This is a genomic window from Dyella humicola (assembly GCF_026283945.1).
Lineage (GTDB): Bacteria > Pseudomonadota > Gammaproteobacteria > Xanthomonadales > Rhodanobacteraceae > Dyella > Dyella humicola.
This window is the reverse complement of sequence record NZ_JAPDPC010000001.1, coordinates 2,031,705-2,042,459: the sequence shown is the minus strand read 5'-3', so window position 1 is coordinate 2,042,459 and position 10,755 is coordinate 2,031,705. Positions and strand designations below refer to the sequence as shown.

The following is a 10,755-nucleotide window of genomic DNA, read 5'->3' as shown; positions in this document are numbered from 1 at the left end:
GTACTCAGGATCAATGGCAGCAGGAACCTTCCTGCTGCTTCGGTGGGCAAGGCACCGTGCCGTAGGAGCAGAAGACACAACAGTCACCCTCTTTCGGCTGCAGCCATGCGCCGCAAGCCGGGCAGTCGTAGAAGAACAGGCAACTGTTCGTGGGCATCTGCTCGATGGACCGATGCCCGCAGAACGGGCAAGTTACCGTGCTTTGCAGGACGAGTGTCTGTTTGGAATCCAACGTCGTACTCCAAGTGAGACGAGTTTCAAACGGAACTGCAGCCATGCCGATGTCAGCACATCGATGCCTATCGGCGCAAAGAGCAAGGCAAGCAGAGTCGCAAAAGCCAGGTTGTGGCACGCCCAGCGGTCCAGGTGATGATGGCTATCGACCCGGTGCCTGTTGACTTATTTCCATATTTTCGGAATTATCGAATCATGGAAACGAAAGCCGCCCTCGAAGCCCTCAGCGCCCTCAGCCACGATTCGCGGCTGGCGGCGTTTCGCCAACTGGTTCAGGCCGGCCCCGATGGCATGTCGGTCGGCGAGCTGCGTGAGCACCTCGATCTTCCCCCAGCCACGCTCACGGCGCACCTCAACATTCTCCGTGCTGCCGCACTGGTCCACGACGAGCGCGAGGGCCGCGTGATCCGAGTACGCGCGAACTATCTGCAAATGAACGCCCTGCTTGCCTACCTCACCGAGAACTGCTGCGAAGGCAAGGTCAGCTGCGATCCCGTATCCGTCTGCACACCTCGCAAATCAGGAGCTTCGCGATGAGTCGCTTCCACGTCCACCTCAATGTGTCTGACCTGACGTCCAGTGTGCGTTTCTACTCCACGTTGTTCGCAGCGGAACCGACGGTGCTGAAGTCCGACTACGCCAAATGGGTGTTGGAGAATCCGCGAGTCAATTTCGCCATCTCCAACACCGGCCGTGCGCCGGGCGTCGATCACCTCGGTATCCAGGTGGACAGTGAAGGCGACCTCGCTGAACTCGGTCATCGCCTTGATGCAGCCGGCGGCGCTGTCGTGCCCGAGGAAGCCACCATTTGCTGCTACGCGCAGTCCGACAAGCTGTGGACCGAAGATCCGCAAGGCACGCGCTGGGAAACCTTCCATACCATTGGTGACGCCACGACCTACTACGCGGGCGACGCCGCCTGTGCCACCGATGGGGCCGCCTGCTCTCCCGACGTCCGCACGGCGAAACCCAAGGTCGACAAGGGTTCCGGCTGCTGCGCGCCGCAATCGGGTTGCTGCTGAGCAGACGCCATGGATAGCACACCGTGACCGAGGCTACCTACAACGCGCTGTTCCTGTGCACTGGGAACTCTGCGCGCAGCCAGATGGCTGAAGCCCTGCTCAATGCCATGAGCAAGGGGCGCATACGCGCCTACAGTGCGGGCAGCCATCCGGCGGCACATGTCCAGCCGCTGGCGGCGCAACTCATCGCAGACTTGGGCATGCCGACTCAGACGCTGCGCACCAAGAGCTGGGACGAGTTCGCCAAGCCCGGCGCCCCTGCGATGAATTTCGTCATCACGGTGTGCGACGACGCCGCAGGCGAAACCTGTCCGGTGTGGCCAGGTCATCCTGCGATGGCGCACTGGGGTGTGCCCGATCCCGCACTTACGCCAGATGATCCCCAGGCCTTCAAGAACGCATGGCAGATCCTCCGGCGCCGCGTCGAGCTGCTACTGGCGCTTCCGCTCGGCAAGCTCGATCAATTAGCCCTTGAGCAGCAACTGCACAACATTGCCCAACAAACTCCACACTCCTGATGGCCACCATGAAGCGCGTTCTATTCGTCTGTATCGAAAACTCCAATCGCAGCCAGATGGCTGAGGCCTTTGCCCACATCCACGGCGGTGACCAAGTCGAAGCGCTGAGTGCCGGCTCACAGCCATCGGGGCAGATCAACCCGAAAGCGATTCGCTTCATGTCCGAACTGGGGTACGACCTGACCACGCACGATTCGAAGTCGCTCAATGAGATCGACGGGGAGTTCGATGCCGTCATCACCATGGGCTGTGGTGACAACTGTCCGTGGGTGCCGGCCAAGCGCCGCGAAGACTGGGGGCTGCCCGATCCCAAGCACATGGATGATGATGGCTATCGAGCGGTCCGCGACGAGATCTCAGCACGCGTGAAGGCGTTGTTGGTGGAACTGTGATGTCGCTATCGCGCAAACTTCTGGCCGAGTTCCTTGGCACTGTGCTGCTTCTAGCCACCGTCGTGGGCTCGGGGATCATGGGTGTGGCGCTTTCCCACGGAAACGATGGCATCGCGCTGCTGGCCAATGCAGCGGCAACGGCCGGTGCCCTCTATGTACTGATCGTACTGTTTGGTCCGATCTCGGGTGCGCATTTCAATCCCGCCGTGACGCTCGCCATGCGGCTGCGCGGCGAGCTTGGCAATTGCGAAGCCGTGGCCTATATCGTCGTGCAGGTGGTGGCGGCGGTGGTTGGCGTCGTGCTGGCGCACGCCATGTTCGGCCTGCCGCTGCTTCAGCCAGGTACGCATGCGCGCACGGGCGTGGCGCAGTGGCTCAGCGAGGCGGTTGCCACCTTCGGCTTGCTGCTTACTATCCTGCTCGGCGCACGGCATAGGCCCACAGCGATTCCCATGCTGGTGGCGAGCTATATTTTCGCGGCCTACTGGTTCACCGCCAGCACATCGTTCGCCAATCCGGCAGTGACGGTAGCGCGCTCACTGACCCAGACCTTTGCCGGTATCCGACCGATGGATGTGGCCGGCTTCGTCGCGGCACAGCTCCTCGGCGCGCTCATGGCTTGCGCTACAGCACACATGCTGATTCCAGCTCAAAGACAGACTCAAGCTGATGGGATGGAACTAGGTCGGGCTTTGCCAAAGTAGTTGTTTGCTCCCGCCAAGGAAGCAGCACTATCGACATGCGACACGGTAGCTATCAAGCGTGGGAGCGCGATGCGCTAGCCCGCTTCGGCGGCGGCGCAAGGGGCGACCTCCTCGCCGCTTGCTCTGGGCTGGCACAGGACAACTGGCAACGTAAAGGCGTTTGTTGCGATCACCCTTCGCGACAAAGTCGTCGTCATTCCTACCCGAGCGGGTTATGACATCCTCGTGTCGCCACCCGACCCTGATGCCTTCGTCGCCGAAATGAGAAATCTCTAGTTCATAAGAGGCGGAGTCAGGTTCAGATCTATCGCTAGGCTTCAATCTGAGAAGTGAACCTGGCCCCGCTCTTCCGGAACGAAGATGACTGAGGCCCGACGCGAAAACCGCGTCGGGCCTCTCCCTAGTTATTGCGATATTGACCTATCAATCGTGCGACCTGGCCACCACGCTGCCATCGTTGGGATCGACCTTCAAGTTCACGTCGCCGCCTCTCGTGCTCCTGGCCTCGGCATTCCAAAGCCCGTCCTCGAACTTCACATGCTTGATGTCCTGGAAGCCGGCGGAAGTCAGCTGGGCACTCACCTCATTCTTATTGAGCTTGGACGGTCCATCGGCTGGGTAGACCTTGCCGTTGATGGGTCCGACCGCGAGTTTTGCCCATTGCTTGTTGCCACCGCGGGCCTCGGTGCGCCACACACCATCCTTGAACTCCAGGCCCTTCACTTCCTTGTAACCGGCATTGGCGATCGCCGTCTTGATGGCGTCCTCAGTCAACGCGCCCATGGGTGGTTTGGACGTCCATGTCGTCACCGTCGTCGTGGTTTGGGTCGTCTGGGTGGATCCGCTCGCGGCTTGTACGGCCACTGGAAGATCCTGCGCGGACGCGATGCCGAAAGCCGACAGTCCAATCAATAACGGAAGCATGCGCTTGATCATGATGAACTCCTTCTGCTGTTGCCACAGAATGGGGGTTGTAAGCGTGCGCACGCCCCGTTGAAGCCACCATGAACTGGCGGCTTGTACTTAGCGCCTATTCATATGCGCCCTTGCGTTCGCTCATTTAGGCAACAGCCGGTTTTGGGCGACTATCCTGAGCGACGAATCAGAGCCGGAGGTAGCGCCATGACCGCTGATACGAAGACTCCGTTCGAACACGTCAACGACGTTCTCGCGCAACTGAAAGAGATGCGTCACTACGCAAAGAACAACGTCGAAACGCTGACGGCGCAATGGCTGCTGTTCGACGGCGAGTTGCGGAAGCTCAAGCACGTCGAGCCAATCGAGACATTGATGTCGCGCCAAAGCGAACTTCACGACGCTTTCAACGATGAGATCGCGGCGCTTGAGGAACTGGCAGTGACGCTGCAACCGCCTCCGGAGGAGGCTTAATCCGGTATCGGGGTCAGGCCCTCCTTTGCAGTCGGACCGCTAGGACGTGAACCTGACCCCGTTTTTCGCCTATGCGTTACTCAAAGGCGGGATGATCCGGCAAAGGCTGAGTCAGCGCTTCGGCCTCCTCGCCCAGGAAATACAACGCGGCAAACAGACCTTCGGTCATATCCCCCTGAAGCGGCCAATGCCCCGGCTCCGTCGATTCGCAGGTAGTCTGCAACTCACGAAACGCATCGCTGTTGGCGAGAATCCGCGAGACGGCGTGGATGCCAAGACATAAGCCGCCGAGACGCGCCGCCCGGCGTTGCTTGGCATTTTCGGCGAGGGTCAGCGTCCAGTAGGGACGGCCGAGCGGGTTGCTGGGACGTGCGCCCGAGGGCTGGTCAGCGCGCGCGTGTTCCGTATTATCTGGCGTAGCCATCATCAACTGTCCTTTAGTTGGTTGTGGTTAGCGGGTCGTGTGAGCGTCCACTCACGCGGCCCGCGCTACTTCATTCCCATGCTGTCGCTGGTGACAAGGCATCGAACCAAAATCACAACGACCGAGCGACCATCGCACACGGCGATGGCCTTGTCCGTCAGGCGGATATCAGGGAACGGCCGAGGGGAAGCCGGCTTAACGAGCCGGCGTCAGACAGAAGATCGGTAAGCCTCAGCGGAAGATGTTGTGCGTCTGCGCCGTCATGCACCGAAAACTATCGGGGCCAAGCGTCCACGGTCCAAAAAAGGAAGCAGGTAGTCGCTTTCCTTCTCCATTGACGGAGCCGACCGCATTGAGTCCTCTAGTGCCTCAACAGACATCCGCTACGCGAGCAGATGCAGCAGCGCGAAGCAGCCGATTTTACGTCTTGTGTACACCCCTGCGCGTTTTTCCTATCCGCTCTTTATGCCCGAATGCCTAAAGTACGCAGTCGTGCAGCATTGAGTGCATCCGTGGACGTTGTCTAGCTCATTTTGATTCTGTGCTGGCTTCGGCTGCGCTCGGATCCCCATGACTTTGCGATCGCCTCGAGCGAGGCAGCCAACCGCGCGCGGCACGATGGCGACCTTCGACTCACTTTTTTGGAGCTCATCCCATGAACTGCCTTTACGGACTGGCCGCCGTGACCATGATGACCATTGACTTATGCTCGGCGTTGTCGAAGCTGGAGTGGCTCGAATGACTGCCAACGACTTTATCCAGATCGGCATCTACCTGGTTGTCATGCTGCTGCTCATCAAGCCGTTTGGCCGCTATATGGCGCATGTTTATGCGGACCAGCCCAACCGTATCACCCGCCTGGGCGGCGGCGTGGAACGGTTCATTTATCGTGTCTGCGGCATCAAGTCCGATGAGGACATGAGCTGGAAGCGCTATGCGATCACCTTGCTGGCGTTCAATTTTTGCGGCGTGCTGGCTGTCTACATTTTCCAGCGCACGCAACAGTGGTTGCCGCTGAACCCCCAGCATTTTCCAGCGCTCAGCCCTGATCTCTCCATGAATACGGCGATCAGCTTTGTCACTACCACCAACTGGCAAGCCTATTCAGGCGAGTCGACGATGAGCTATCTGACCCAGATGGCGGCGTTGGCCGTGCAGAATTTTTTGTCGGCATCGACCAGCATTGCGGTGCTGATCGCCGTGGTCCGTGGCTTTGCACGCGGATCGGCCAAGGGTATTGGCAATTTCTGGATCGACCTGACACGCACCACGCTTTATGTACTGATGCCCTTCTCGTTGGTGCTGGCGATGCTTCTGGTATCGCAAGGCGTCATTCAGAACCTGAAGCCGTATGTCGATGTACCGGTCGTGCAAACCAGCTCATACGCCCAACCGGTGACCGATGCGGCCGGCAACCCGGTGAAGGATGCCACGGGCCACGCTGAAACCAAGGCTGTGCCGCTGACCACGCAGACCTTGCCGATGGGTCCAGCCGCCTCACAGATCGCGATCAAGATGCTGGGCACCAATGGTGGTGGTTTCTTCGGCGCCAACTCGGCTCATCCTTACGAGAACCCAACACCGTTCTCAAACTTCCTGGAAATGCTGGCGATCCTCATGATCCCGGCTGGCTTGTGCATCACCTTCGGCGAAATGGTGGGAGACCGCCGCCAGGGCTGGGCGATTCTCGCCACGATGCTGATGATCTTCATCCCGCTGACCCTCGTCGTAACGGCGGCGGAACAAGCCGGCAATCCTGTCCTGCATAGCCTGTCGATCGACCAGCACGCCTCACGGCTGCAGTCAGGCGGCAATATGGAAGGCAAGGAGACGCGCTTTGGCATCGCCGCCAGCGGCCTGTTTACCGCGCTGAGCACCGCCACGTCGTGCGGCGCAGTGAACAACCAGCATGATTCGCTTACGCCGCTGGGCGGCCTGGTGCCGATGTGGCTGATCCAACTTGGTGAAGTCGTCTTCGGCGGCGTGGGCTCGGGCCTCTACGGCATGCTCGCGTTCGCGGTGGTGGCGGTGTTCATCGCCGGACTGATGGTGGGCCGCACGCCGGAGTATCTCGGCAAGAAGATTGAATCGTATGAGATGAAGATGGCCAGCCTGGCCGTCCTGATTCCCTCCGCGCTGGCGGTCGTCGGCACGGCTATTGCGGTGATGACACCCGCTGCTACGGCTACCGTCGGCAATCCAGGTGCGCACGGCTTCAGCGAAATCCTCTACACGGTAACCTCGGTCACCAACAACAACGGCAGCGCATTGAGCGGCTTGTCAGCGAACATTCCCTTCTGGAACGTCATGCTGAGCGTGTGCATGACCTTGGCACGCTACGCGTTGGCGATCACCATGCTCGCACTAGCTGGCTCGGTGGCCGCCAAGAACCATGTGCCCGCCTCGGCCGGCACCTTGCCGACGCATACGCCGTTGTTCGTGATCCTGCTCACCTGCGTGATCATCGTTGTAGGTGCACTGACTTTCCTGCCCGCCCTGGCGCTCGGCCCCATCGCTGAATACCTGATGTCGGCGCACTGAGGCGGACCTTCCAAGCATCTAGGTGACAATATGAAAACGGGTAAGTAGCTCTGAACACAGACTTGGATGAAGAATGTTCGATCTCTTAAGGCAAACGGCACTGTTCATTGTCACCGCCCTGGCTGAAATCATTGGCTGCTACTTACCATTTTTGGTGCTTAAGCAAGGGAAAACAGCATGGCTTTTGGTGCCGGCGGTTGTGTCGCTCGCACTATTTTCATGGTTACTTACAATGCACCCTACGGCAGCTGGACGGACGTACGCAGCCTATGGCGGAATCTACATTGCGGTCGCCTTGCTGTGGTTGCGGTTTGTGGATGGCGCAGCGCTGACACGCTGGGACGTCGCCGGCGCATGCGTAGCGCTATTGGGCATGACGATCATCGTCGTACAGCCTCATGCGTAGTGTCGGCTTTTGAAAGCTCACATCCCGGGACTGCCGTGACCACGCTCGCGCTGTAAGGCTCCGCGCTATTGGCCGCAGTCAACGAGCCCCAACGAAGGGCTAGGCATTAGTCCGGGATGCAGATACTTTGCGACCGGCTGGTCAATCAATTAGGGGATCTCGGTGAGTTGGAAAGGACGCGCACCTCGCTGGTGGCATGCACCATGGACGTTGTTGGCAGTACTTCCGCTCCTTGTTTCACCGCGCGCCTTTGCTGCGGTCGACCATATCGAGGTCATCGACCGAAAGCCTTATCAGGATGGTCGGGTATTTCCCGGCACGGGCGCCTATGAAGTCATTCGTGGGCGTGCATGGTTCACGCTGGACCCCAAGAACAAGGCGAACCTTCGGATCGTCGACTTGAAGCTGGCACCACGCGACAGCGGTGGACTGGTCGAATTCTCGACGGATTTCGTCCTTGTCAGGCCCGTGCATGCCGTCGACTCCACGTTGCTCTACGACGCCGTCAATCGGGGTGGCGGCGTCACCGGCATGCTCAATTACGTGATCGATCCCGCCAAAAAGCCGCCCTTAGTCGATTCCGGCTTCCTGCAGCGCAATGGATTCTCTGTGCTCACCTCTGCCTGGCAGTGGGACGTCACGCCGGAGGATGGCGATGATCAGGCACTGGTGTTCAAGCCCCCGGTAGCCGTGGATAACGGCCGCCCGATCACGGGAAGAATCGCTAACGAATTTACCGTGGACAAACCCGCCGACGTCGCTTCATTCGTGGGTATCGATGGACGGGCCTACCCTGCCGCGATCGCCAATGATCCCGCGGCGGTATTGACCGTAAGAGCCCGCCCGGAAGACCCACGCATCGTCATAGAGCGCAAGCATTGGACGTTCGCACCCGCTACCGGCGATCAACCACCAAGCACGATCTCGATGAAGGGCGGATTCAAGCCCGGGCAAATCTGTGAGTTGACTTATGTGGCCCGCGACCCGTACGTGGTCGGTACCGGACTGGCCGGTATTCGTGACTTGCTGTCCTGGTTTCGCACGCACCCGTTCGAGGGTATCCCCGCGCCAAAGCATGTCCTTCTGTATGGCGTCAGCCAGACGGGCCGGCTTATCCAGCACATGCTCTACGAGGGGTTCAATGTGGACGAGCAAGGCGCGCTTGTCTTTGACGGCGCCATGTCGCTCGTGGGCGGAAGTGGCCGGGGTAGCTTCAATCATCGCTTCGCTTTTCCGACGCGCGCCGCCAGCATGGTGGCCGACCGCGGCTACCCCACCGACCTGTTTCCGTTCACCACCGCCGAAGAGCATGACGATACGACGGGTGAATCCGGCTCGCTGCTATCGAGGGCTCGCGACAAGGACGGCCGAACACCCAAGCTCTTCTTCGTGAATAAGTCCACGGAATTCTGGGGACGCTCCGCATCGCTATTGCAAACCACGCCCGATGGGCGCGCCGATGTCCCCGTGGATCCCCACACACGCCTCTATCTACTGGCGGGCATTCAACATCTGTTGACGCCAGAGCCTACGCGAGGAAGCGCGCTTCACTGTTCCAGCCCCATCGATGATCTACCCACGCTGCGCGCGCTGTTGCTCGATCTGAATCGATGGGTGCGTGACGATACGTCGCCACCCGCCAATGCTTACCCCACGCTCGCAAGTGGCACTCTCGTGACGACCGCACGCTATGCCCAGCTGTTTCCCAAGGGCACGGCATTGACACCGCCAAGCATGGCCTTCACTCCCCGGCATCTCGATTTTGGCCCAAGCTTCGCTGCTCGAGGTGTTATCGACCATCTGCAGCCAACGGCCGGCACACCCTATGCCGCGCTGGTTCCCGCCCCGGACGCTGACGGCACCGATGCGGCCGGCGTGCGACCGGTCGAAGTCGCCGTTCCCCTGGGTACTTATGCCGGCTGGAATCCGCGCCACGAGTCGACCGGCTTCAGCTGGGCGCTCGATCGCTTCGAGGGCTCATTCCAGCCGTTTTCGCGTACCGAGGCCGAACGCAAAGCCACCGGCGATACGCGCCCGTCGCTGGAAGCGCGCTATGAATCACGCGCGGACTTCATCAAGAAAGCGCGCGTGGCGGCAGAAAAGGCGGTGGCGGATCATCTTCTGCTCGCCGAGGATGAGGCTCGCGTCATCGACGCCCAGGCCACGCTTTACGACCGCATCCTCGCCCGTGGCCCGAACGATATGAGCTGCGCCTATATGTGGCCCTTTTCTTTCAACTAAGAGCAGCGCGCCTTCGTGAGGTAGATGTCGGTCATGAAAGCACCCCACCCGCCTCTCTGTTAGCCGCCGAAGCAACGTACGTGAACTAGGCGCTATTGGTGACGAATGACACATTCAGTCGCCGATCGTAAGCGCGCTAGCCTTTCTTACTTCAATAACAGGCAAGGAAAGCTGTTTCATGCGAACACTATTGTTGCGCCAAGCTGTTGTGTTACCGCTCGCTGGCATGCTCATTCCGATGCTCGTTGGCTTCTTTCTCCTGGGCTATTCATCCATTCATCAGCACATGAGTGAGTTGGAGCTGCAGTCGCCCGCCGCATCCATGGCGTGTCGTGCAGGAGGATTCATAGCAGGAATCTCCATCATTGGATTCGCGCTAGCGCTCGTTTCGAAAGACAGGCAACGCCTGCCGTTTACCTCGGTCGCCGCGTTTGTGTTCGGCATCAGCATGGTGTCGAACGGCGTATTTACGATGGGAAGCCCATTGCATGGCCTCTATGCGATCGGCATGTCGGTCATTCTCGTGCCTGCCTTTTTCGCCGCAGAGCGCGATCGTCCAACGGACCACATTTCACTCGCGGCGGCCGCCCTGGTCCTCATTTATATGTGGGCCCTACTGACGGGAGTGGAACCGGCAGCTACGAAGGGACGTACCCAACGCTTGGTTGTCATTCCGATGTTCGGCTGGTTTGGATATGCGAGCCTCAAGCTCCTCGAACGTGACAAGCGAGTCCTAACGCCGAAGCACGCCGTCGCCTGATCATCTTCGGACGTGGTTTTCATGATGTCCGCTCAGGATCCGAGTGATGCGCAAGCGATACGTGCACGCGCTCTTCGATGGCGATGCAAGGGGCGGCCTCCTCGCCGCCCCACTCCGCAATGCC

At 59.9% G+C, this 10,755-nt stretch carries 13 protein-coding genes; 10 read left to right on the top strand and 3 right to left on the bottom strand.

From position 1 onward, the window contains the following. Window positions 1–10: 10 nt before the first annotated feature. Complete coding sequence (locus OUZ30_RS09145; RefSeq protein WP_486599070.1) at window positions 11–277, bottom strand: GDCCVxC domain-containing (seleno)protein; 267 nt, start codon at window positions 275–277, stop codon at window positions 11–13. Window positions 278–369: 92 nt separating this feature from the next. On the opposite strand from OUZ30_RS09145, the gene OUZ30_RS09140 reads away from it, so the two are divergent. Genes OUZ30_RS09140 through OUZ30_RS09120 form a run of 5 tightly spaced genes read left to right on the top strand, consistent with a single transcriptional unit; the run spans window position 370 to window position 2,870 of the window. Beyond that, window positions 370–771, top strand: a complete 402-nt coding sequence (locus tag OUZ30_RS09140) for an ArsR/SmtB family transcription factor (protein ID WP_425601488.1) — start codon at window positions 370–372, stop codon at window positions 769–771. Then, window positions 768–1,256 (top strand): ArsI/CadI family heavy metal resistance metalloenzyme, encoded by a 489-nt coding sequence (locus OUZ30_RS09135; protein ID WP_266181919.1) that lies wholly within the window; start codon window positions 768–770, stop codon window positions 1,254–1,256. The genes OUZ30_RS09140 and OUZ30_RS09135 overlap by 4 nt, the downstream gene beginning before the upstream one ends. 23 nt (window positions 1,257–1,279) lie before the next feature. Continuing rightward, window positions 1,280–1,774, top strand: a complete 495-nt coding sequence (locus OUZ30_RS09130) for an arsenate reductase ArsC (protein WP_266181918.1) — start codon at window positions 1,280–1,282, stop codon at window positions 1,772–1,774. Continuing rightward, window positions 1,774–2,166 carry an arsenate reductase ArsC gene (locus OUZ30_RS09125; RefSeq protein WP_266181917.1) on the top strand — a complete coding sequence of 131 codons (393 nt, stop codon included), beginning with the start codon at window positions 1,774–1,776 and terminating at the stop codon, window positions 2,164–2,166. The genes OUZ30_RS09130 and OUZ30_RS09125 overlap by 1 nt, the downstream gene beginning before the upstream one ends. Further along, window positions 2,166–2,870, top strand: coding sequence for an aquaporin (locus OUZ30_RS09120; RefSeq protein WP_266181916.1), 705 nt, complete (start codon window positions 2,166–2,168; stop codon window positions 2,868–2,870). Before OUZ30_RS09125 ends, OUZ30_RS09120 begins: the two co-directional genes overlap by 1 nt. 423 nt (window positions 2,871–3,293) lie before the next feature. Here OUZ30_RS09120 and OUZ30_RS09115 read toward each other — a convergent pair whose 3' ends face one another. After that, window positions 3,294–3,806 carry a PepSY domain-containing protein gene (locus OUZ30_RS09115; RefSeq protein WP_266181915.1) on the bottom strand — a complete coding sequence of 171 codons (513 nt, stop codon included), beginning with the start codon at window positions 3,804–3,806 and terminating at the stop codon, window positions 3,294–3,296. A gap of 186 nt (window positions 3,807–3,992) precedes the next feature. Between OUZ30_RS09115 and OUZ30_RS09110 the strand changes: the two genes are divergently transcribed. Continuing rightward, complete coding sequence (locus tag OUZ30_RS09110; RefSeq protein ID WP_266181914.1) at window positions 3,993–4,259, top strand: hypothetical protein; 267 nt, start codon at window positions 3,993–3,995, stop codon at window positions 4,257–4,259. A gap of 76 nt (window positions 4,260–4,335) precedes the next feature. On the opposite strand, the gene OUZ30_RS09105 is transcribed toward OUZ30_RS09110, so the two are convergent. Continuing rightward, complete coding sequence (locus tag OUZ30_RS09105; protein WP_266181913.1) at window positions 4,336–4,683, bottom strand: hypothetical protein; 348 nt, start codon at window positions 4,681–4,683, stop codon at window positions 4,336–4,338. A gap of 738 nt (window positions 4,684–5,421) precedes the next feature. On the opposite strand from OUZ30_RS09105, the gene kdpA reads away from it, so the two are divergent. From kdpA to OUZ30_RS09085, 4 genes are all read left to right on the top strand, one after another. Further along, on the top strand, window positions 5,422–7,224 hold the full coding sequence (kdpA, locus tag OUZ30_RS09100; RefSeq protein ID WP_266181912.1) for a potassium-transporting ATPase subunit KdpA: 1,803 nt from the start codon (window positions 5,422–5,424) through the stop codon (window positions 7,222–7,224). A gap of 73 nt (window positions 7,225–7,297) precedes the next feature. Beyond that, window positions 7,298–7,630, top strand: a complete 333-nt coding sequence (locus OUZ30_RS09095) for a YnfA family protein (RefSeq protein ID WP_266181911.1) — start codon at window positions 7,298–7,300, stop codon at window positions 7,628–7,630. A gap of 162 nt (window positions 7,631–7,792) precedes the next feature. Beyond that, window positions 7,793–9,871 carry an alpha/beta hydrolase domain-containing protein gene (locus tag OUZ30_RS20365; RefSeq protein ID WP_266181910.1) on the top strand — a complete coding sequence of 693 codons (2,079 nt, stop codon included), beginning with the start codon at window positions 7,793–7,795 and terminating at the stop codon, window positions 9,869–9,871. 178 nt (window positions 9,872–10,049) lie between these two features. After that, a complete protein-coding gene (locus tag OUZ30_RS09085; protein WP_266181909.1) occupies window positions 10,050–10,631 on the top strand; it encodes a DUF998 domain-containing protein in 582 nt (193 codons plus the stop codon). Window positions 10,632–10,755: the final 124 nt, after the last annotated feature.